The following is a 20,791-nucleotide window of genomic DNA, read 5'->3' on the forward strand; positions in this document are numbered from 1 at the left end:
GGCCTGGACGGACCGAGAATAATGCGGGGATCCTCGCAGGTGGACGCCGGTCTTCCTACGGTTCGGTAACGGGGGGCCCGAGCTCCTCCAGCACCGCCGACAGCCGCTCCAGCACCCGCACCGCCGCCGCGAGCTCGGCGTCGCCGAGCGCATTCCAGGCCGCCTTGTCGGACTCGTCCCCGCCCTCCTCCCCCGACTTCTCCCCGCACGCCTTCCCGTACGCCTCCGCGAGCCGGTCGGCGAAGGCCGCGTGCCCGGGGCCGATGCGGGCGACGGCGGCCCGGCCCTCCTCGGTCGGCGCGAGCAGCTTGGCGCGGCGGTGGGCGGGGTTGGGGCGGTACTCGGCCAGGCCGCGGTCCACGAGCAGATCGGCGATGCGCTGCACGCTCTGCCGGGTGATGCCCATGACCCGCGCGATCCCGGCAACGGACAGCGGCTCGCGCAGCACCGCGCCGAGCACCTGCCACCACGCGGCGGTGAGCCCGGCCGGCCGGGCCAGTTCCTCGGCGACGGCGAGGAACTGGCCGTTCAGTCGGAAGACACCGAGCGCGCTACGGCTGAACAGGTCCTGACGCTCACGGCTCACCGCCCGGCCACCTTTTCCAGTACGGCGCAGGCCTCCGCGTCGGAGTCGTGGAACAGCCGGTACCAGGCGTCCAGGACCTCACCGTCGTACACCCCGAGGAGGTGCAGGATCTCCCGGGCGAACGCGACGGGCTCGGTGGGCCCGGCGGTGATCAGGCCCCGGTCGCTCACGGCGTCCGCGTCGACGTACCGCTCGCCGCCGCCGTAGCCGTTCGCGGCCAGGTAGAAGGAGACCGCGCTGGTGTGGTCCCGGTCGTCGAGCAGGCCCTCGCGGGCGAGCCCGGCGGTGGCCCCGCAGATCGCGGCGACCGGGACACCGGCGTCGAGGAACTCCCGCGCCGTGCGCGCGAAGGGCGCCAACTCCTGCCCCGCGTCCCACAGATCGGCGCCCGGCAGGATCAGCAGTGCGCTGTCCTGCGGTCGTACGGCGTCCAGGGCGAGGTCGGGCTGGACGCGCAGGCCGCCGATGCTGCGGACGGGCTCGGTGGACGGGCCGACGGTGCGCACCTCGTACCCGGCGCGGGCGAGGTGGGCGGTGGCGTGGCCGGTCTCCCAGTCGGCGTAGGTGTCGTAGACGGCGTGATGGACGGGCTTGCGGATCATGACTGCCTCCTCGAACCTTCAACCCTCTTCCATTATGACAACACGCTGTCATTTCGACAGTAAGCTGTCAATGGCACAGCTTCTTCGACAACCTGTCGCGGAAACCCCCCACCCACAGACAGGACGCCGATTCCGTTTCCGCATCGCGGACATTTACGCTCACCCGCATGACCCCTCAGCCCAATCCCCAGGCCGGCGCCGCCGTGAAGGCCGCGGACCGTGCGCACGTCTTCCACTCCTGGTCCGCCCAGGAGCTCATCGACCCGCTCGCCGTCGCCGGCGCCGAGGGGTCGTACTTCTGGGACTACGACGGCAAGCGCTACCTCGACTTCAGCAGCGGGCTCGTCTACACGAACATCGGCTACCAGCACCCGAAGGTCGTCGCCGCGATCCAGGAACAGGCCGCGACGATGACGACGTTCGCGCCCGCCTTCGCCATCGAGGCGCGCTCCGAGGCGGCCCGGCTGATCGCCGAGCGGACACCCGGCGACCTCGACAAGATCTTCTTCACCAACGGCGGCGCCGACGCCGTGGAGCACGCCGTGCGCATGGCGCGGCTGCACACCGGGCGGGCCAAGGTGCTCTCGACGTACCGCTCCTACCACGGCGGTACGCAGCAGGCCGTGAACATGACCGGCGACCCGCGCCGCTGGGCCTCCGACAGCGCCTCCGCCGGTGTCGTGCACTTCTGGGCGCCCTTCCTCTACCGCTCCCGCTTCTACGCGGAGACCGAGGAGCAGGAGTGCGCGCGGGCGCTCGAGCACCTGGAGACGACGATCGCCTTCGAGGGGCCGGGCACGATCGCAGCGATCATCCTGGAGACCATCCCGGGCACGGCCGGGATCATGGTGCCGCCGCCGGGCTATCTCGCCGGGGTCCGCGAGATCTGCGACAAGTACGGCATCGTCTTCATCCTTGACGAGGTCATGGCCGGCTTCGGGCGGACCGGTGAGTGGTTCGCGGCCGACCTGTTCGACGTCGTACCGGACCTGATGACCTTCGCGAAGGGCGTGAACTCCGGCTACGTGCCGCTCGGCGGTGTCGCCATCTCCGCGGCGATCGCCGAGACCTTCGCCACGCGGCCGTACCCCGGCGGGCTGACGTACTCCGGGCATCCGCTGGCCTGCGCGGCGGCCGTGGCGACGATCAATGTGATGGCCGAGGAGGGCATCGTCGAGAACGCGGCGAGGCTCGGCGCGTCCGTCGTCGAGCCCGCGCTGCGGGCGCTGGCGGAGCGGCACCCGAGCGTGGGCGAGGTGCGCGGGGTCGGCATGTTCTGGGCGCTCGACCTGGTGCGGAACCGGGAGACACGCGAGCCGCTGGTGCCGTACAACGCGGCCGGTGAGGCGAACGCACCGATGGCCGCCTTCGGCGCCGCCGCCAAGAAGCACGGCATCTGGCCGTTCGTGAACATGAACCGCACCCACGTCGTACCGCCGCTCAACGTGAGCGAGGCGGAGCTGAAGGAGGGCCTCGCGGCGCTCGACACGGCGTTGTCGGTGGCCGACGAGCACACGGTGTAGTTGGCGGGTTCGGGGCGCAGTCGAACGCGTAAGGTGGCGTGCTCGTACATATGGATGTACGCCACCCCCTACGCGACGGGAGACGCCCCGACCATGCCCGGCTCCAGCGGCAACGGCGCCGTGACCCGCAGCACCCTGCGGCAGCAGATCGCCGACGCGCTCCGTGACGAGGTGCTGGCGGGGCGACTGAAGCCGGGCCAGGAGTTCACGGTGAAGGAGATCGCCGAGCAGTACGGCGTCTCCGCGACCCCCGTCCGCGAGGCCCTGGTGGATCTCTCCGCCCAGGGCCTCCTGGAGGCCGACCAGCACCGCGGCTTCCACGTGCACGAGTACTCGGTCGAGGACTACCAAGGCATGCTGGAGGCCCGCGACCTGATCATCGAGGGCATGTTCCACGCCCTGGCGGCGGGGCCCGAGCGGTTCCGGGACCCGGACGACCCCCGGATCGCCGCCGCCGTCGCGGGCGTGCGCCGACGCGGCGACGAGGCCCAGCGGGCCGCGGCGGCCGGCGACCTGACCGTCCTCATCGGCTACGACCTGCGGTTCTGGCGCGAGCTCGCCGCCCTCTTCGGCAACCCCTACCTCGCCGACTTCCTGCACCGGCTGCGCCTGCAGTGCTGGGCCTGCGCGGTGCAGCACCTGTGCCGCCTGACCGATCTGCGCGGCCACCTGTGGTCCGGCCACACCGAACTGGTCGACGCCCTGGCGGGCCGCGACATCCCCGCCGCCCGCGCGATCATCTCCGCGTACAGCGCGGAATCGCTGGCGCTGATCGAGCGGCTGGCGGCGGAGTGAGCGGGACGCAGTCGCCGGCCGAGAAGGCGGCCGGCGGGAGGAACATGCCCGGGACACCGAGCGTGAGCGTGTCCGGCGTATCGCGGAGGAGCGGGTCCGGCACGACACAGGCGAACGGATCCGGCACGACGCAGACGAACGGATGCGGCACGACGCAGACGAACGGGTCCGGCACATCGCGGACGAGCGCGTCCGGCGCGCCGCTCCCGCGCCCGCGCCCGTCCGACGCGCTTCGGACGAGTCGGTCCCGCGATTCGTGGCCGAACCTCTCCGGTGGGCGGCCCGCCGTCGACCTCTCCGTGCTCATCCCCGCCTACAACGAGGAGCAGCGGCTCGTCCGCACCCTCGACGCGGTCACCGCGTACCTGAACGACCACGCGGACCGCTGGTCCACCTGGGAGATCGTCGTCGCCGACGACGGCTCCACCGACGCCACCCGCGAGGTCGTCGTGGCCCGCCGCGACCCCCGCGTCCAGCTGGTCGTGAGCCCCCGCAACCGGGGCAAGGGCAGCGCCCTGCGCCGGGGCGCCGCCGTGACGCGGGGCCGCCTCCTGCTGGTCACGGACGCCGATCTGGCCGCCCCCATCGAGGAGTTGGACCAGCTCGACCGGACGCTCGCCGACGGGCACGCGGCGGCGATCGGCTCCCGCGCGATGCCGGGCGCGACCCAGGACAACCGTCAGCACCGGATGCGCGAGCTGCTCGGCCGGGCCGGCAACCTCCTGATACGCCGGACGGTGGTCCCCGGGTTACGCGACACCCAGTGCGGCTTCAAGCTGTTCGACGGCGACAAGGCCCGCGAGGCGTTCGCCGCCTCCCGCCTCAACCGCTGGGGCATAGACGTCGAGGTGCTGCACCACTTCCACCGCGCCGACTGGCCGGTCGCCGAGGTCCCGGTGCACTGGTCCCACCAGCCCGGCTCCAAGGTGCGCCCCTGGGACTACCTCCGCGTCCTCGCCGACCTCGCCCGCATCCGCATCCGCCCCCTCGGCCCGGCGGACCTCGTCGCCGCCGTGCTCTTCCTGCTGATGTCCGTGGCGCTGTACTCCGGCCGCGTCCTCGACCCGGACCACCGCTACCTGCCCGACTCCCTCCAGGACCAGAACCAGTGGGAGTGGTTCTTCGCGGTGACGGCCGACAACGTCGCCCACCTGCGCAACCCCTTCTTCACCGACCTCCAGGGCTTCCCGGAGGGCGTGAACCTCATGGCCAACACGGTCATGCTGGGCCTGTCCGTGCCGTTCACCCCGATCACGCAGCTCTTCGGCCCGGCGGTGTCACTGAGCCTCTGCATGACGCTGGGCCTCGCCGCCACCGCGGCCGCCTGGTACTGGCTGATCGTGAGACGGGTCGTACGACAGCGCGCCGCCGCCTTCCTCGGCGCCACGCTGGCCACCTTCGCCCCGCCGATGGTCAGCCACGCCAACGCGCACCCCAACTTCGTGATCCTCTTCATGGTCCCGCTGATCATCGACCGCGCCCTGCGCCTGTGCGAGGGCACCCGGGTGACCCGGGACGCGGTGATCCTCGGCCTGATGGCGGCCTACCAGGTGTTCCTGGGCGAGGAGACCCTGCTGCTGGCGGCGCTGGGGATGCTCCTCTTCGCCGTCGCCTACGCGGTCGTACGCCCCGAAGTGGTACGAGCGACATGGCGCCCCCTGCTACGCGGCCTGACCGTCGCGGCGGCGGTCTGCCTCCCCCTGATCTGCTACCCCCTCCTGTGGCAGTTCCGCGGCCCGCAGAGCTACGACGCGATCCTGCACGGCGACAACGCGGCCAACAGCCCGATGGCCCTGCTCTCCTTCGCCGAACGCTCGTTGCTCGCGGGCGACGCGCACCGAGCGGACGCCCTCTCCATCAACCCCACCGAGCAGAACGCCTTCTACGGCTGGCCGCTGGCCCTCCTCGCCTTCGCTATCACCGTACGACTGTGGGAGCGCACCCTGGTGAGGGCGCTGGCGTTCACGGCGGTCGGCGCGGCGGTCCTGTCGCTCGGCCCCCGGATCCCGGTCCCCCTCACGGACACCGTGCTGCCGGGCCCCTGGGCCCTGCTCGCCGACCGCCCCCTGTTCGAGTCGGTCATCGAGAGCCGGGTCGCGATGATCTGCGCGCCCGTGCTGGGCATGCTGCTCGCCGTCGCGGTCGGCCGGCTGGCGGCGACCCGGAAGCTGAGCACGCAGTACATCGGTCTGCTGGCCGTCTGTCTCGCCCTGCTCCCCCTGGTCCCCGCCCCGCTCAAGGCCGTGGACCGCGCCGAGGTGCCCGCCTTCTACGCCGAGGGGACCTGGAAGGGGTACGTCCGGGAGGGCGAGGCGCTCGTGCCGGTGCCGCTGCCCGATCCGGGCGCCGCGGAGGCCCTGCACTGGCAGACGGCGGCCGGCCTCGGCTTCCGTATGCCCGGCGGCTACTTCAACGGCCCCTTCGGCGACGACCGCACCGGCGTCTACGGCGCGCCCCTGCGCTACACCGCCGACCTGCTGCGGACCGTGCGCTACACGGGCGACGTCCCGGCGATCACCGCGAGCGCGCGGGAGGAGGCGGCCCGTGACCTCGCGCACTGGAAGGCGGGCGTGCTGGTGCTGGCCCCGCAGCCCAACGACGGGCCCCTGCGGGAAGTCGTACGAAAGCTGGTGGGCCGTCCAGGTAAATGGGTGGACGGTGTGTGGGTATGGGATCTGCACGAGGGGAGCTGATCCCGGGCCGCACCGACTAGGCTCTTTCCACCCGTTTCCAGGACCGTGCCGCGCGCTGAGTGAGGAGCCTCTTTTGGCCTGTGACCTGTGGCTGGTACCGCTCGTCGACGTGTTGTGCCACACCCCGGACAACCCGTTCGCCGAGGAACTCGCGCAGTACAACAAGGTGCTGGCCGAGGCGGGACTCCCGCCCGTGCCGGTGTACCAGTACATGCCGGGCCTCTCCGGCGACGTCGCCCCGGTGGCCGGCTTCGACTACGACGCCCTGCACTTCCTGCGCCGCGCCTATCTGCTCCAGGTGTGCGGGCTGCCGGTGACGCCGGTGGACGAGCTGGGCGGGGACTACGAACAGCTCCTGGAGATGTTCGAGTCGACGGCCCAGCAGTCCCACCTGGTCTGGCACTACGACCACGCGGGCGCGTACGTCCCCGTCGACTTCCCGCAGCCCCTCTCCAACGACGAACTCCTCGCGGGCGGCGGCCCACTGGGCTCGTCCCAGGCCCTGCTCCGGGAACTGGAGTACGTGGCCCAGTCGATCGGCATCGACCCCGCGAACCCCCCGGCCCCTCCGAACCCCCCGTCGGCCCCCACGGAGTTGGAGGAGCCGGCCGTCCCCGCCCCGTACGACCCCAGCCCCTTCGCCCGCGAACGCCACGTGTGGCTGGGACTGCACGCGGCGGCGACGCGGAGTCTGGCGCAGGGGTCGATGATCATCTTCAGCTGAGGGCTGCCGTCCGGTCAGCGGAGTTCGGCGAGTCCCCTCTGGAGGTCGTCGAGGTTCATGACCGGCGTGTAGTCGATCTTCGCCCCCATCTGCATGAAGAAGGGCTCGGCGATCGCCGGCATGGTGGAGGTGTCCTGCATGTCGAAGACGAAGAACATCGTGCGCTGTCCCTCGTCGACGGTGAAGTAGGAAGACTCCGGATGGATGTGCTCCATCGCCTCCTGGACGATCTGCGGCATCTTCCCATTGCGGATCAGGTCGTTCGTCTTCTCCGTGTCGAGCTCGGCCTTCATCATCACGCGCATCGCATCCACCCTCCTCGAACCGAGGCGGCAGGCTCATGGCAGGGCAGGGCCATGGCCTTCTAGGGCTTCAGAATATGCCTGTTTGTCGCGATTATCCCCGTGAGGGGAAGGTGAGGGGCGCTCGCCGGCCGGGCGCCCCTCACCTCCTTCGGTTCAGCGCTGGTGCGGCAGCCTGATCGTGCGCACGAGAGGCATGTCGGCGTACAGCTCGGGGTCGACGGTCACCACATGCCGCCCGTCCGGCCAGTCGACGGTCGGACGGGACAGGTGGACCGCATGGCCGAGCCGCCACTCCACCCCGCCCCGCAGCAGCGCACCCACGGTGGACGCACCGGCGAAGTCCAGCTCGACGATCTCAACGGCCGGCAGGGCGCCGACATGCTCCGTGAGCCCCTTGCGCATGCCGTCGGCTGCGGCCAGGCAGAGCGCGGGGACGTACACGTGCCGGGTCGGCCCGTGCTCGGTGTTCGCGACGAACTGCGAGGCGAGCGAGTTGCCCGAGCCCAGCGCCAGCAGCGCCGACTCGTCGAAGACGACACCGGTCGAGCCGGCCTTCCCGGCGCTCACAGGCTGTCCACGGGCCGACCGGCCTCAAGGTCCTGCCAGACCTTCTCCACCCGGTCGTGATCCTCGTCCGTGAGCGTCACCCCGAAGTGCGTCTCGCAGTACGCCTTCGTCGAGATCATGCGTCAGCAGTTGCTGCACCTCGCCGAGTGCGCACGGCGCCGCAACGTCACCCTTCAGGTACTGCCCTTGGACTGCGGGCTGAGCGGGGTGCACTTCGGGGACCGTGGCGACATGGCACTGGTGGAAACCCCAGAACATGAACGCCTCGTCCATCTGGAAGCCCAGGACGAGAGCATGCTGGTGGGGGACCCCGCAAAGGTGACGACATACGCACAGCGGTATGCGCAGATCCGCTCACAGGCCCTTGGCCCGCGCGAATCGCTGGGCCTTATTGAACAGTTGGCAGGAGGACACCAGTGAACAGCAACCTGCGCTGGTTCAAGTCCAGCTACAGCAGCAGCGCCGGCGGCGAATGCCTGGAAGCCGCCCACGACACCACCGACACCATCCACCTCCGCGACTCCAAAACCCCCGACGGTCCCACCCTCACCGTCTCCGGCGAAGCCTGGTCCGCGTTTCTCAGCGGGTCTGGGTCTACGCGCTGTTGAGTTCCCGGCCCGCGCCTACATGCCGATGTTCAGGGTGCCGATGTCCCGTCCCCGAAGAGTGGCCGTATGGGCGGTGTCTCCACTCCCCTACGCTTCCCAGTGACCGTGGGGGCCGCCCGCTTCTCTGCAAGTGTCGTGCTTCCACGCCCCGCCTCAAGGGCGCTACGCGTCGGCTGTCGCCGATGGCCCTCCGGGCCACCCTTGACCCGGGCCGCTCCAGCACGGGTGAGAAGCGAGCGAGCGGCCCGGAAAAACGGGTGGTCCAGCGGTGCCGCCCCCCTGGGTCGGTTGGGTTGTGGGCCGGAACAGGGGAGCGCGCTCGCACCTCGCATGGACGCCGGGTCGGCTCAGCGGCTTTCGGCCCGTGGGGGTCGTACGCACGGGCGGGTGGTGAGGCGCCGGGTGAGTTCAGCGGTGCGCCGCCAGCGGGCGCTGGTGTGGGGCCGGGGCCGGGGGCTAGCGGGTTTGCCTGCCTAGGGTGGCACAGGTCTGCCAATCGGTGAGCCGGACAGGCGTGTTGGGGCGGTGGGACGCCTCAAGTGGTCGGCGTCGGAGGGTTTGTGCCAAAGCACGTTGCCGGGAGCCGCCGAGTCGGCCGGTGTGCTGCCACCCTGCCGGCCCGCACCGCCCGCTGAGCGTGAGCCGCTGAGCCGGACCCGGCGTGCCGCCACTCGCACGGTGCGCCTCACTCCCGCCAGCCGCAGACGCAAAACCCACTCGGCGTCCAGACTGCGCGAGTGCGCACCACCCACCCACCGCTCGCCGCTGAGCCGACCCGGCGTGCAGGCGAGGCGCGAGCGCGCTCCCCAGTCCCGGTCCGCGACCCAACCAACTCAAGGGGACGGCGCCGCTCGGCCACCCGTCTTTCCGGGCCGCTCGCTCGCTTCTCACCCGTGCTGGAGCGGCCCGGGTCAAGGGGCGGCCGGAGGCCGATCGGCGACAGCCGACGCGAAGCGCCCTTGAGGCGGGGCGTGGAAGCACGACACTGGCAGAGAAGCGGGCGGTCCCCACGGCCACCTCACCAGTGGGCCATCACCCCGGCGCGGCGCCCTTAGAACATCAACAGGGCCTGACCTGCCGTGAGCGCGCGGATACGCTGAGTGGCGACTGGCCAGCCTTGGGGGAGAGGGCGCATCATGACGTTGATGGCTCAGCGACCGACGATGAGCAGCACCGAACCCCCCAGCTTCGAGGACCTGCTGAACGACCTCGACAGGCTGGACGTGCTGGACGGCTACAAGGCCGAGATCATCAGGGGGAACATCGTCATATCGCCGTGGTCGCAGGGGTACTACCTCGACGTCATGGATCTGGTCTGCGATCAGTTGCGACCCCATCTGCCCGAGGGGCAACGGATCACCTATGGTCCGTGCTTCTACGTCTTCCCAGGTGCAGAGCGCGCTTATGGCCCTGACATCCAGGTCGTGGACCGACAAGCCAGCCGGACCACAAGCAACCGCCTGGACGGCGAAGCCCTCACCTTCGTCGCCGAGCTGACCTCCTCCGCCACTCGCGACGAGGACCTCAGCGACAAGGTCGAGACCTACGCCAAGGCCGGCGTCCCCGTCTACCTGATCCTCGACATGCAGGAGGAGAAGGCCACGGTGCTCTGGGAGCCGTCCGCCGAGGGGTACAAGGCCCGCTGCAGCAAGCCCTTCGGCGAGAAACTCGACATGCCCGCCCCCTTCAGCTGCACCCTCGACACCACCGGCTTCCAGGCCCCCGCCAAAAGCTGACCCTCAGGTCGACTCCCGCACCACCAACCGGCACGGCACCGACCGCACCCCAGGGGTCGCGTCGACGTCCTCTATCGCCTCCAGCAGGCGCAGTGCCGCGATGCGGCCGATCTCCGCGAGGTTCATGTCGATCGTGGTGAGCGGAGGCCGGCTCGCCAGTGCCATCGTGTCCCAGTTGTCGTAGCCGACGATCGCGATGTCACCGGGTACGCCCACGCCGCGTTCGCGCAACACGTCGGCGACCCCGCGGGCTATCTGGTCGTTGCCGCAGAAGAACGCGTCGGTGTCGGGGGCCGTGCGCAGGACAGCGTCGGCGGCGCGGCGGCCCCATGCCTCGCTCCACTCGCCGTAGTGGACGCGGCCGGTGGACAGGCCGAGGCCGGACGCCTTCAGGTGGTCCACCGCGTGGCGGGCGCGGTCGCGGGCGGCGGCGTGGTGTTCGGGGCCGGTGACGTGGGCGATGCGGGTGCGGCCGGTGGACAGGAGGTGGTCCATGGCGAGTTGGGCGCCGCCCCTGTCGTCGGAGACGACCGAGGTGTCGGTGGGGTCGGTCGACGGGGACAGCGCGTAGACGACCGGGATGGATTCAAGGCCCGTGATGCCGGTCAGTGGCGGGCGGGCGTCCGTGCGGCGGCCGGTGACGATGATGCCGTCGACGCGCCGGTCCATGAGGTTGCGCAGGTGGTGCTGTTCGCGGATGGCGTCGCCGCGGGTGTCGCACAGCAGGACCGAGATCTTGCCGGCGCCGAGCGCGTCCTCGGCGCCGAGGAGGACCGGGGTGCTGAAGCGGCCGATGCCGTCGGTGGTCATCAAGCCGACCGTCCAACTGCGGCCGGTGTGCAGGCTCTGGGCGTGCTGGTTGGGGCGGAAGCCGAGGGTGGCCACCGCGTCCAGCACTCGCTGCCGGGTTTCCGGGCGCATCCGGCCGGCGCCGCTCAGCGCCTTCGAGGCCGTGCCCACACTGACGCCCGCGAGCGCGGCGACGTCGGCGAGCTTGGCCCGGCCGGTGGGGGGAGAGCCTGGAGCACCTGCGGCAGGGGTCACGAGCAAACCTTTTCCTCTTCGGCAATGGTGCGGCTCATCGTGACAGGCACCGCAACGGTGCGCCAGTCCCTGGGAAAGTCGAAAAATTCCTTGCCGCGACTCTTGACCGCAATGCGCCGCTGCCCTCTACTTCTCGCTCAGGAAAACGGTTGCTCAAACACGCTCCCCTCCCTCGGAGAACCATGTCCCACACCATCGGCCCCGTCCGCCTCGGCCCCGGCGCCCGCGCCGCCCTGCGTCCCGCCGTCGTCGGTATCGACGCGGGCTTCTGGCTCGACCGGCGTGAGGTCAACGCCCGCACCTCCATCCCCCAGGGCCCCGAACTGCTGGAGTCCGCGGGCAACTTGCACAACCTGCGGCTCGCCGCGGGCACGACTGAGGGTGAGTTCCAGGGCGCGTACCCCTTCGTGGACACGGACGTCTACAAGTGGCTGGAGGCCGCGGCCTGGCAGCTCGCGCAGGAGGCCGACCCGGACCTCGAAGCCCACGTCGACCGGATCATCGGCCTCGTCGCCGGCGCCCAGCAGCCCGACGGCTACCTCAACACCTGGTTCCAGCTGGTCAAGGGCGGTGAGCAGTACCAGGACCTGCGCTGGGGGCACGAGTTGTACTGCGCGGGGCATCTGATCCAGGCCGCCGTCGCGCACCACCGGGCCACCGGGCGGGACGAACTCCTCGACGTGGCCCGCAAGTTCGCCGACCAGGTCGACTCCGTCTTCGGTCTCCCCGGCAGCGGCAAGCCCCTCGACGGCATCGACGGCCACCCGGAGGTCGAGACCGCCCTGGTCGAGCTCTACCGGGAGACCGGCGAGCGCCGCTACCTCGACCTCGCCGCCTACTTCGTCGACCGGCACGGCCACGGCCTGCTCGGCGGCGAGGCCTACTGCCAGGACCGCGTCCCGGTGCGCGAGGCGACCGACGTGGAGGGGCACGCCGTACGGCAGTTGTACCTGCTGGCCGCTGCCGCCGACCTCGCCACCGAGACCGGGGAGGAAGAACTCCGCACCGCCTCCGAGCGGTTGTGGCACGCCATGACCACCACCAAGACCCACCTCACCGGCGGCCTCGGCGCCCATCACGACGAGGAGGACTTCGGGGATCCGTACGAGCTGCCCAACGAGCGCGCGTACTGCGAGACCTGCGCCGCCATCGCCTCCGTCCAGTGGAGCTGGCGCATGGCCCTGCTCTCCGGCGAGGCCCGCTACTCCGACCTGATCGAGCGGACCCTGTACAACGGCTTCCTCGCCGGCGTCTCCCTCGACGGCGAGCGCTGGCTGTACGTCAACCCGCTCCAGGTCCGCGACGGCCACACCGACCCCGGCGGCGACCAGTCGGCCCGCCGCACCCGCTGGTTCCGCTGCGCCTGCTGCCCGCCCAACGTCATGCGGCTGCTGGCCTCGCTGGAGCACTACCTGGCGAGCACCGACGCCGACGGCGGCCTCCAGATCCACCAGTACGTCAACGCCCGCTACACCGGCGCCCCGGGGGTGACCGTCCGCTGCGAGACCGACTACCCCTGGCACGGCACCATCGCCCTCACCGTCGAGGAGACCCCGGCCGAGCAGCCCTGGACCCTCTCCCTGCGCGTCCCGCAGTGGTGCCGGGACGTGCGGGTGCGGTGCGGGGAGGAGTCGTACGACGGTCCCGTGGAGGACGGCTGGCTGCGGCTGGAGCGGACCTGGACGCCCGGTGACCGGGTCGTCCTGGAGCTCGGGATGGAGCCGCGCCTGACCGCCGCCGACCCGCGCGTGGACGCCGTACGCGGTTGCGTGGCGATCGAGCGCGGGCCGCTCGTGTACTGCCTTGAGCAGGTCGACCACCCGGGTGGCGGCCTGGACGACATCGTCGTCGACACCACGCGCCCGCTCGCCGTGAAGCACCGGCCCGACCTGCTCGGTGGTGTGACCACCGTCGTGGCCGCCGGCCGCCGGCGTCACATCCCGGACCGCGGGTGGTGGCCGTACAGCCCCGTCGGCCCCTCCTCCGAGAGCTCTTCCGGCACCTCGGTCCAACAACACGGCGAGCCCGTCGAGTTGACCGCCATCCCCTACTACGCCTGGGCCAACCGCGAAGACGGCAGCATGCGCGTCTGGCTGCCCACGTCCTGACCCTCCTGACCCTCCCTCCTGACCCTCCTGCCCCTCACTCCTGACCCTCCTCACACCCTCGCCCTACGAACATCGAGGTCAGCCCCGTGATACCCACCCGCCGCACAGTCATCGCCGCGCTCACCGTCGTCGGCGCGCTCACCTCCCTCACCGCCTGTGGAGGCGGCTCCGACTCCTCGGGATCCACCGACGCGTCCGGAGGGACGTACACCTTCTGGGACCCGTATCCGCAGTTCGACGCCTCCTCCCCGTGGGGCAAGCGTGTCGCCGAGTGCGGGACGAAGGCCGGGGTGACGGTCAAGCGCACCGCCTACGACACCACCGACCTGGGCAACAAGGCGCTGCTGGCCGCCCAGCAGGGCAACGCGCCCGACGTGATGATGGTCGACAACCCGGTCGTCTCGACGCTGGTGGAGGCGGGGATCCTCAACAAGACGAGCGACCTGGGCCTGGACACGAAGTCGATCCAGAAGAACATCATCGGCGCGGGCGAGATCGACGGCTCCGCGTACGGGGTGCCGATCGGCGCCAACACGCTCGCCCTCTACTACAACAAGAAGGTGCTGTCGGCGGCGGGCGTCGACCCGGCGTCCATCAAGGACTGGAACTCGCTCACGGCGGCGCTGAAGAAGGTCAAGGCGGCCGGGAAGAAGGGCATCACCTTCTCCGCGATCAACACGGAGGAGGGCAGCTTCCAGTTCCTGCCCTGGTTCTGGGGCGCGGGCGGTGACCTCACCAAGCTGAACTCCGCCAAGGGCGTGGCCGCGCTGTCGCTGTGGAAGGGGTGGGTCGACGAGGGGCTGGCGCCCAAGGACGTCCTGCAGAACACGCAGACCACCAGCTGGCAGGAGTTCGCCACCGGCGACTACGCGTTCGGCGAGAACGGCACCTGGCAGCTCGGCAACGCCGACAAGACCGGCTTCGACTACGGCATCATCAACGTCCCGGGACAGAACGGCGGTTCGGCGCCGGTGCCGACGGGCGGCGAGTTCGTCACCGTGCCCGTGCAGAAGGACACCGCGCGCTACGACGTCAGCAAGAAGATCGTGACCTGTCTGACCAACGACGCCAACCTCCTGGCCAGCGACACCACGCTGACGTACGTCGCGCCCACCGCCGCCGTCCAGGCCGAGCAGGTCAAGCAGAACCCGAAGCTGAAGCCGTGGGTGGACGCGGTGGCCGCGGCCCGTGGCCGTACCAGCGGCGGGCTCGGCACCAAGTACCCGACGATCTCCCAGCCGATGTGGACGGCCGTGCAGGCGGCGCTCTCCGGCAGCAAGAGCCCGCAGGCCGCGATGGACACGGCGCAGGCGAGCGCGCAGAAGAACTGAGGCCGACACAGATGACCATCGCCCGCGTCGACCGTCCGCGGAGGGCGCACGCGGTGGCGAAGGCGAGTGGCCCCGACGCCCTGTCGCCGCACCGCAGGCAGCGGCGTCGGAGCCGGCTGACCGCGCTCGCCTTCGTCGCCCCGCTGATCGCCTACCTCGCCGCCTTCTACCTCTATCCCCTCTACCGCAACCTCGACCTGAGCCTGCGCGACTACACCGTCCGCTCCTTCGTGGCGGGGGACGCGCCCTTCTCCGGCTGGGACAACTTCCAGAAGGTCCTCGACGACCCGACGTTCGGTCCGGCGCTTCGCCACACGATGGTCTTCACCTTCGTGTCGATCGCCTTCCAGTACGTCATCGGTCTCGCCCTCGCGGTCTTCTTCAACCGGCACTTCCGGCTCGCCCCGACGCTGCGGGCGCTGTTCCTGATCCCGTGGCTGTTGCCGCTGATCGTGTCGGCGTCGACGTGGTCGTGGATGTTCAACAGCGAGTCGGGGGTGGTGAACTACTTCCTGCACTTCTTCGGGGTGGACGCGGTCGGCTGGCTCACCTCGCCGGACTGGGCGCTGACCTCGGTGATCGTGGCCAACATCTGGATCGGGATCCCGTTCAACCTGGTCATCCTCTACAGCGGGCTGCAGAACATCCCGGCGGAGCTGTACGAGGCGGCGTCCCTGGACGGGGCGAGCGCCTGGCAGGTATTCCGGCGGATCACCTTCCCGTTGCTGCGGCCGGTGTCGGCGATCACGCTGCTGCTCGGGCTCGTCTACACGCTCAAGGTGTTCGACCTGATCTGGATCATGACCAAGGGCGGGCCGGGGGACGCCTCCTCGACCCTGGCGACCTGGTCGTACCAGCTCGGGTTCGGCACGCTGCTGCCGAAGTTCGGCCCGGGCGCCGCCGTCGGCAATCTGCTCATCCTCATCGCCCTCGTCTTCGGCCTGCTGTACATCCGCGTCCAGAGGAGGCAGGAAGCGTGAAGTCGCCCACCGGTTCCCGCCGCTACACCGTCATCGGTCTCCTCCTCACCGCGCTGATGCTGTTCCCGGTGTACTGGATGATCAACGTGTCCCTCACCCCGCAGCAGGACATGCGCAAGAACCCGCCCGACCTGCTGCCGCTGCACCCGACCTTCGAGGGCTACCGGGCCGTCCTGGACGACCAGCTGCCCTATCTGGGGACGAGTCTGCTCATCGGTCTAGGCACGGTCGCGCTCACCCTGCTGCTCGCCGCCCCCGCCGGCTATTCGCTGGCGAAGCTGCGCCCGCGCGGCGGCGGTGCCCTCGGCCTGGTGCTGCTGATCGCCCAGATGATCCCCGGCATCGTCATGGCGATGGGGTTCTACGGCATCTTCCTCGACCTGGGCCTGCTGAACTCCTGGTGGGGCCTGATCGTCGCCGACTCCACGATCGCCGTGCCGTTCGGCGTCATGATCTTCACGGCGTTCATGTCGGGCATCCCCGGCGAGCTGATCGCCGCCTCCCGCATCGACGGCGCGGGCACGTTCCGCACCTTCTGGTCGGTCGTCCTGCCGGTGAGCCGCAACGCGCTGGTGACCGTCTCGCTCTTCAGTTTCCTGTGGGCCTGGTCCGACTTCGTCTTCGCCAACACCCTGGACGGCGGCGGCGACCTGAGGCCGATCACCCTCGGCATCTACAAGTACATCGGCAACAACAACCAGGAGTGGAACGCGATCATGGCCACCGCCGTCGTCGCCTCCGTCCCGGCGGCAGTCCTGCTGGTCCTCGCCCAGCGTTACGTGGCCGCGGGTGTGACCGCGGGCGCGGTCAAGGACTGACAGCCCCGCCCCTCCCCTCTCCATTGCCTCCCTCCGAGGAGAACTCCCTGTCATGAGCCGCACAAGATCGTCGACCGCCGTCCTGGGCGTCGTCGCCCTGGCCGCCACCGCCGCCCTCGCCGCCGGAGCCCCGGCCGAGGCGGTGCCCACCTCCTCCACCACCCTGGTCGTCAACGCCAACCAGACCCTGCGCTCGGTCACCCATGTCGGTACGGGCAGCCTCTACGGCCTCGCCGACAACAGCACGCCCGCCGACAGCCTGGTCACGCCGCTGAAGCCGAACACCTTCATACAGATGGCCCCGGGCGGATCCCAGCTGCCCAACGGTGAGCCCGCCCCCGCCGGTGACGCGCTCGTCGTGGCGCCGAAGGCGGCCCGCGCCGGTGCCAAGGTGGTCGTACGGATGCCGGACTGGTACCCGAACTTCCCCTACAAGTGGGTCAGCTGGAGCGACTGGCTGTCGGCGGTCGACAAGCAGGTCGCCTCGGTGAAGTCCTCCGGTGCCACCAACATCAGCGCGTACGCGCTGTGGAACGAGCCCGACTGGACGTGGGACACCACCAACGCGGGCGCCTTCGACGCGGGGTGGGCGCGCACCTTCAAGGAGGTCCGCTCCAAGGACGCCACCACCCCGATCCAGGGCCCGAGCTACTCGGTCTGGAACCAGTCCTGGATGAGCACCTTCCTCACCGACGCGAAGGCCTCCGGCACGGTGCCGGACGTCATCGCCTGGCACGAGCTCCAGGGCAGCAAGGACATCGCCGCGCACGTCTCCGCGTACCGCGCGCTGGAGTCGAGCCTCGGCATCAGCCCCCGCCCGATCGACATCGAGGAGTACGGCACGCCCTCCGAGATGGGCAACTCCGGTGCCCTCATCGGTTACGCCGCCAAGTTCGAGCGGGCGGGCATCCGGGACGCGGAACTCGCCTTCTGGAACCACTACGGCACCCTCGGCGACACCCTGACCGACACCGGCGCCTCGCCGAACGGTTCCTACTGGACGTACAAGTGGTACGGCGACATGTCCGGCAACATGCTCGTCACCACGCCTCCCGCCCAGACCGGCATCGACGGTCTCGCCTCCCTCAACGGCTCCGGCAACCAGATCAGCGTCGTCGCGGGTGGCTGCTCCGGCTCCTGCGCGGTGACGGTGAACGGCCTGTCGTCCCTGTCGGCCTTCGGCTCCACGGTCCACGTGAAGCTGGAGTACAGCCCGGACACCGGTCGTACGACCGCCTCCCCCGGCCCGATCACCATCTCCGACGCCGACTACACCGTCTCGAACGGCTCGATCACCGTCCCGGTGACAATGAACGCCAGCGACGGCTACCACCTGGTCGTGACCCCCAGCGGCACCAACACCTCGCTGGCCGGGCGCTACCAGATCACCAACAAGAACAGCGGCCTCGCCCTCGACACCCTCAACGCGGGCACCGCCCAGGGCACCTCGGTCGTCCAGGCCACGCCCACCACGGGCACGGATCAGAACTGGACGCTGGTCGCGGCCGGCTCCGGCCTCTACAAGATCGTCAACCAGAAGAGCGGCCTGCTGCTCGGCATCAACAACATGAGCACCGCCGACGGCGGCACCGCCCTCATCTGGGGCGACAACGGCACCGCCGACCACCTCTGGCAGGTCATCCCGGCCCGCGACGGCTTCTACAAGATCGCCAACTACAACAGCGGAAAGCTGCTCGGCGTGGACCAGATGAGCACCGCCTCCGGCGCCCAGGTCCTCCAGTGGACGGACAACGGCACCGCCGACCACCTGTGGAAGCTGACGGCGCGCTGATCCCGTAAAGGCACCTGTGCCCCTGGCGGATGTCGGCCGCCAGGGGCACAGGCATGCACCGAGACTACGTCCCGGGCCTAGATGAACGAGTTGATCTCGATCGTCTCGTCCCGGCCCGGGCCCACGCCGATCGCGGAGATCGGGGCGCCGGACATGTCCTCCAGCGCCTTGACGTAGTTCTGGGCGTTCTTCGGGAGGTCGGAGAAGGACTTGGCCTTGGTGATGTCCTCGGACCAGCCGGGGAGGGACTCGTAGACGGGCTTCGCGTGGTGGAAGTCGGTCTGGGAGTAGGGGAGCTCCTCGACGCGCTTGCCGTCGATCTCGTAGGCGACGCAGACGGGGATCTGCTCCCAGCCGGTCAGGACGTCCAGCTTGGTGAGGAAGAAGTCCGTCAGGCCGTTCACGCGGGTGGCGTAGCGGGCGATCACCGCGTCGAACCAGCCGCAGCGGCGGTCACGGCCGGTGGTCACGCCCTTCTCGCCGCCGATGCGGCGCAGCGCCTCGCCGTCCTCGTCGAAGAGCTCGGTCGGGAACGGGCCGGCGCCGACGCGGGTCGTGTACGCCTTGAGGATGCCGATGACCCGGCTGATCTTCGTCGGGCCGACGCCGGCGCCGGTGCAGGCGCCGCCCGCGGTCGGGTTCGACGAGGTGACGAAGGGGTACGTGCCGTGGTCGATGTCGAGGAGCGTGCCCTGGCCGCCCTCGAACAGGACGACCTTGTCGTCCTCGAGCGCCTGGTTGAGGACCAGGACGGTGTCGGCGACGTACGGCGCGAGCTTGTCGGCGTAGGTCAGCAGCTCCTCGACCACCTGGTCGACGGCGATCGCGCGCCGGTTGTAGAGCTTGGTGAGGATCTGGTTCTTGGCGTCTAGGGCCGCCTCGACCTTCTGCGTCAGGATCGACTCGTCGTAGAGGTCCTGCACGCGGATGCCCACACGGTTGATCTTGTCCGCGTACGTCGGCCCGATGCCGCGTCCGGTGGTCCCGATCTTCCGCTTGCCGAGGAAGCGTTCCGTCACCTTGTCGACGGTGACGTTGTACGGCGTGATGATGTGAGCGTTACCGCTGATCAGGAGCTTGGACGTGTCGACGCCGCGGTCGTTCAGTCCGCTCAGCTCGGAGAGCAGTACCGACGGGTCGACGACGACACCGTTGCCGATGACCGGCGTGCAGCCGGGGGACAGGATTCCGGAAGGGAGGAGGTGGAGAGCGTACTTCTGGTCGCCAACGACGACCGTGTGGCCGGCGTTGTTGCCGCCCTGGTACCGCACTACATAGTCCACCGAGCCACCGAGCAGGTCGGTCGCCTTTCCCTTGCCTTCGTCACCCCACTGAGCACCGAGCAGCACAAGTGCGGGCACGCGCGTACACCCCTTCCGGGCGGGGCATGTCCAAGGTCAGAGGTGGACATGGCACGAACATGCCTGGTACACCGGCGACCTTCGTTGGCCGCAACCCGTCGGACCGGATGCCCCGGAATAGACGAAGCCCCTGGCGCAATAGCGCAAGGGGCTCTTGCACAAAGATGCTACCCGAGGAAGCGAGGCATGGCCGAGGTGGCGACTTCCGCGACTTCCGATCAGCTGCTGCTGGTCATCGATCCGACCGCCCGCAGGGCGGACGCGGAGGCCGTACGGATCGCGAAAGACGTGCTCAGCGCGGGTGCGACCACGAAGGTCTGCCTCCCGGAGGGCCCGGAGGAATTCGCCCGGGCGCTGGTGCGGCGCGGCTCGCGGCGGCCGGTGGTCGTCGGCGACGACCGGGCGCTGCTGCGCGCGGTGTCGCTCTTGCACCGGCGCCGGGAGCTGGCCGGATGTGTGCTGTCGATGGTGCCGGTGGGAGTGCCGATGGGCGGCGGGCTGTCGCTGGCGGGGGCGCTGGGTGTGCCGACGGGGACGGTGGCGGCGGCGCGGGCGGTGCTCGACGGGGTCGAGCGGCGGATGGACCTGCTCGTCGACGACAGCGACGGGGTGGTGCTGGACGTGTTGCGGATACCGCCCGTGCACGCGGCGGTGGCGGAGGAGGAGCACGGGGCGCCGGGGCGTCCCTGGCTGCGTACGTGCCAGTTCCTCGTACGGTCGCTGGTCCCGGCGCGTCCCGCGCGGGAGCCCTCCGTACCCGTGCCCGGGCCGTCCCGGCTGCGGGTGGAGGTCGACGGGGTGATGCTGGTCGACCTGGACCAGCCGGTCGCGGCCGTCTCGGTGTCCGCGGAGGGCGCCGGGGCAGCCGCCGTCGAGGTGCGGCCGGCGTCCGTGGGCGCGGAGGCGTCGCCGCTGCGGGCGGCGGGCCGGACCATCACCGTGTCGGGGGCGGACTTCCGGTACCGGGCGGACGCGGTGGTGTCGGGGCCGGTGCGCAGGCGGACGTGGACGGTGTGGGAGGGGGCTTGGGGGCTGACGGTGCCGACGCCGGGCGGGCGTGGACACCGTCAGCCGTGATCACGCGCTCGCGCGCGTCCGGTCACCTTCAGCTGCCGACGGAGGTGACGCCGAACATCAGGGTCCGGCGGCCTACGTCGTAGTGCACGGTCTCCGTGTTCTGCAGCAGGTCCTGCAGAACGAGGTGATGGGCGTTCGAGC

19 protein-coding genes and 1 pseudogene are annotated in these 20,791 nt (G+C 70.3%); 13 read left to right on the top strand and 7 right to left on the bottom strand.

Annotated features, from left to right (window positions below):
• Window positions 1-55 precede the first annotated feature (55 nt).
• Together ACGFNV_RS23320 and ACGFNV_RS23325 are read right to left on the bottom strand one after the other, a co-directional pair.
• The gene (locus ACGFNV_RS23320) at window positions 56-586 is read right to left on the bottom strand and encodes a MarR family winged helix-turn-helix transcriptional regulator (RefSeq protein ID WP_393624894.1); all 531 of its coding nucleotides are present in this window, start codon (window positions 584-586) and stop codon (window positions 56-58) included.
• Window positions 583-1,188: a type 1 glutamine amidotransferase family protein gene (locus tag ACGFNV_RS23325; protein WP_393624895.1), complete on the bottom strand. Its 606-nt coding sequence runs from the start codon at window positions 1,186-1,188 to the stop codon at window positions 583-585. Before ACGFNV_RS23325 ends, ACGFNV_RS23320 begins: the two co-directional genes overlap by 4 nt.
• A 167-nt stretch (window positions 1,189-1,355) precedes the next feature.
• Between ACGFNV_RS23325 and ACGFNV_RS23330 the strand changes: the two genes are divergently transcribed.
• From ACGFNV_RS23330 to ACGFNV_RS23345, 4 genes are all read left to right on the top strand, one after another.
• Window positions 1,356-2,711, top strand: coding sequence for an aspartate aminotransferase family protein (locus ACGFNV_RS23330; RefSeq protein ID WP_393624896.1), 1,356 nt, complete (start codon window positions 1,356-1,358; stop codon window positions 2,709-2,711).
• Between the two features lie 93 nt (window positions 2,712-2,804).
• A complete protein-coding gene (locus ACGFNV_RS23335) occupies window positions 2,805-3,506 on the top strand; it encodes a GntR family transcriptional regulator (protein WP_393625184.1) in 702 nt (233 codons plus the stop codon).
• 299 nt (window positions 3,507-3,805) lie between these two features.
• Entirely contained in the window at window positions 3,806-6,199 is a 2,394-nt protein-coding gene (locus tag ACGFNV_RS23340; protein ID WP_393624897.1) for a dolichyl-phosphate beta-glucosyltransferase, read from the top strand.
• A 73-nt stretch (window positions 6,200-6,272) separates the two neighbouring features.
• Window positions 6,273-6,923, top strand: a complete 651-nt coding sequence (locus ACGFNV_RS23345; protein WP_393624898.1) for a hypothetical protein — start codon at window positions 6,273-6,275, stop codon at window positions 6,921-6,923.
• A 14-nt stretch (window positions 6,924-6,937) separates the two neighbouring features.
• On the opposite strand, the gene ACGFNV_RS23350 is transcribed toward ACGFNV_RS23345, so the two are convergent.
• The 3 genes from ACGFNV_RS23350 to ACGFNV_RS23360 all read right to left on the bottom strand — a co-directional run bounded on the left by ACGFNV_RS23350 (window position 6,938) and on the right by ACGFNV_RS23360 (window position 7,914).
• Window positions 6,938-7,228 carry a DUF3303 family protein gene (locus ACGFNV_RS23350; RefSeq protein ID WP_393624899.1) on the bottom strand — a complete coding sequence of 97 codons (291 nt, stop codon included), beginning with the start codon at window positions 7,226-7,228 and terminating at the stop codon, window positions 6,938-6,940.
• Between the two features lie 153 nt (window positions 7,229-7,381).
• Window positions 7,382-7,795, bottom strand: coding sequence for a hypothetical protein (locus ACGFNV_RS23355; protein ID WP_393624900.1), 414 nt, complete (start codon window positions 7,793-7,795; stop codon window positions 7,382-7,384).
• On the bottom strand, window positions 7,792-7,914 hold the full coding sequence (locus ACGFNV_RS23360; RefSeq protein ID WP_393625198.1) for a hypothetical protein: 123 nt from the start codon (window positions 7,912-7,914) through the stop codon (window positions 7,792-7,794). The genes ACGFNV_RS23355 and ACGFNV_RS23360 overlap by 4 nt, the downstream gene beginning before the upstream one ends.
• Here ACGFNV_RS23360 and ACGFNV_RS23365 point away from each other — a divergent pair.
• The 3 genes and pseudogenes from ACGFNV_RS23365 to ACGFNV_RS23375 all read left to right on the top strand — a co-directional run.
• Window positions 7,907-8,215: pseudogene (locus ACGFNV_RS23365) on the top strand (Scr1 family TA system antitoxin-like transcriptional regulator); the annotation flags it as partial. The gene ACGFNV_RS23360 and the pseudogene ACGFNV_RS23365 overlap by 8 nt on opposite strands.
• Window positions 8,212-8,403 (top strand): DUF397 domain-containing protein, encoded by a 192-nt coding sequence (locus ACGFNV_RS23370; RefSeq protein ID WP_393624901.1) that lies wholly within the window; start codon window positions 8,212-8,214, stop codon window positions 8,401-8,403. The pseudogene ACGFNV_RS23365 and the gene ACGFNV_RS23370, both read left to right, overlap by 4 nt.
• 1,145 nt (window positions 8,404-9,548) lie before the next feature.
• A complete protein-coding gene (locus ACGFNV_RS23375; RefSeq protein WP_393624902.1) occupies window positions 9,549-10,139 on the top strand; it encodes a Uma2 family endonuclease in 591 nt (196 codons plus the stop codon).
• A 3-nt stretch (window positions 10,140-10,142) separates the two neighbouring features.
• Here the strand turns inward: ACGFNV_RS23375 and ACGFNV_RS23380 are convergent, their stop codons facing one another.
• On the bottom strand, window positions 10,143-11,183 hold the full coding sequence (locus ACGFNV_RS23380) for a LacI family DNA-binding transcriptional regulator (RefSeq protein WP_393624903.1): 1,041 nt from the start codon (window positions 11,181-11,183) through the stop codon (window positions 10,143-10,145).
• 182 nt (window positions 11,184-11,365) lie between these two features.
• Between ACGFNV_RS23380 and ACGFNV_RS23385 the strand changes: the two genes are divergently transcribed.
• The 5 genes from ACGFNV_RS23385 to ACGFNV_RS23405 all read left to right on the top strand — a co-directional run bounded on the left by ACGFNV_RS23385 (window position 11,366) and on the right by ACGFNV_RS23405 (window position 18,212).
• Window positions 11,366-13,291, top strand: a complete 1,926-nt coding sequence (locus tag ACGFNV_RS23385) for a glycoside hydrolase family 127 protein (RefSeq protein ID WP_393624904.1) — start codon at window positions 11,366-11,368, stop codon at window positions 13,289-13,291.
• An 86-nt stretch (window positions 13,292-13,377) separates the two neighbouring features.
• The gene (locus ACGFNV_RS23390) at window positions 13,378-14,622 is read left to right on the top strand and encodes an extracellular solute-binding protein (protein WP_393624905.1); all 1,245 of its coding nucleotides are present in this window, start codon (window positions 13,378-13,380) and stop codon (window positions 14,620-14,622) included.
• 11 nt (window positions 14,623-14,633) lie between these two features.
• Complete coding sequence (locus ACGFNV_RS23395) at window positions 14,634-15,602, top strand: carbohydrate ABC transporter permease (RefSeq protein ID WP_393624906.1); 969 nt, start codon at window positions 14,634-14,636, stop codon at window positions 15,600-15,602.
• Window positions 15,599-16,420: a carbohydrate ABC transporter permease gene (locus ACGFNV_RS23400; protein WP_393624907.1), complete on the top strand. Its 822-nt coding sequence runs from the start codon at window positions 15,599-15,601 to the stop codon at window positions 16,418-16,420. The genes ACGFNV_RS23395 and ACGFNV_RS23400 overlap by 4 nt, the downstream gene beginning before the upstream one ends.
• A gap of 52 nt (window positions 16,421-16,472) precedes the next feature.
• A complete protein-coding gene (locus ACGFNV_RS23405; protein ID WP_393624908.1) occupies window positions 16,473-18,212 on the top strand; it encodes an RICIN domain-containing protein in 1,740 nt (579 codons plus the stop codon).
• A 77-nt stretch (window positions 18,213-18,289) separates the two neighbouring features.
• Here ACGFNV_RS23405 and ACGFNV_RS23410 read toward each other — a convergent pair whose 3' ends face one another.
• The gene (locus ACGFNV_RS23410) at window positions 18,290-19,573 is read right to left on the bottom strand and encodes an adenylosuccinate synthase (protein ID WP_393624909.1); all 1,284 of its coding nucleotides are present in this window, start codon (window positions 19,571-19,573) and stop codon (window positions 18,290-18,292) included.
• A 186-nt stretch (window positions 19,574-19,759) separates the two neighbouring features.
• On the opposite strand from ACGFNV_RS23410, the gene ACGFNV_RS23415 reads away from it, so the two are divergent.
• Window positions 19,760-20,650, top strand: a complete 891-nt coding sequence (locus tag ACGFNV_RS23415; protein WP_393624910.1) for a diacylglycerol kinase — start codon at window positions 19,760-19,762, stop codon at window positions 20,648-20,650.
• The last annotated feature ends 141 nt before the right edge of the window (window positions 20,651-20,791 follow it).

Source organism: Streptomyces sp. NPDC048751, assembly GCF_043198595.1.
GTDB lineage: Bacteria > Actinomycetota > Actinomycetes > Streptomycetales > Streptomycetaceae > Streptomyces.

What these genes read in the sequence shown, in the direction of transcription:
- ACGFNV_RS23325 (WP_393624895.1), bottom strand. Translation starts at nt 1,188, where the DNA reads ATGATCCGCAAGCCCGTCCATCACGCCGTCTACGACACCTACGCCGAC.
- ACGFNV_RS23350 (WP_393624899.1), bottom strand. Translation starts at nt 7,228, where the DNA reads ATGCGCGTGATGATGAAGGCCGAGCTCGACACGGAGAAGACGAACGAC.
- ACGFNV_RS23330 (WP_393624896.1), top strand. Translation starts at nt 1,356, where the DNA reads ATGACCCCTCAGCCCAATCCCCAGGCCGGCGCCGCCGTGAAGGCCGCG.
- ACGFNV_RS23375 (WP_393624902.1), top strand. Translation starts at nt 9,549, where the DNA reads ATGGCTCAGCGACCGACGATGAGCAGCACCGAACCCCCCAGCTTCGAG.
- ACGFNV_RS23395 (WP_393624906.1), top strand. Translation starts at nt 14,634, where the DNA reads ATGACCATCGCCCGCGTCGACCGTCCGCGGAGGGCGCACGCGGTGGCG.
- ACGFNV_RS23360 (WP_393625198.1), bottom strand. Translation starts at nt 7,914, where the DNA reads ATGATCTCGACGAAGGCGTACTGCGAGACGCACTTCGGGGTGACGCTC.
- ACGFNV_RS23385 (WP_393624904.1), top strand. Translation starts at nt 11,366, where the DNA reads ATGTCCCACACCATCGGCCCCGTCCGCCTCGGCCCCGGCGCCCGCGCC.
- ACGFNV_RS23405 (WP_393624908.1), top strand. Translation starts at nt 16,473, where the DNA reads ATGAGCCGCACAAGATCGTCGACCGCCGTCCTGGGCGTCGTCGCCCTG.
- ACGFNV_RS23335 (WP_393625184.1), top strand. Translation starts at nt 2,805, where the DNA reads ATGCCCGGCTCCAGCGGCAACGGCGCCGTGACCCGCAGCACCCTGCGG.
- ACGFNV_RS23415 (WP_393624910.1), top strand. Translation starts at nt 19,760, where the DNA reads ATGGCCGAGGTGGCGACTTCCGCGACTTCCGATCAGCTGCTGCTGGTC.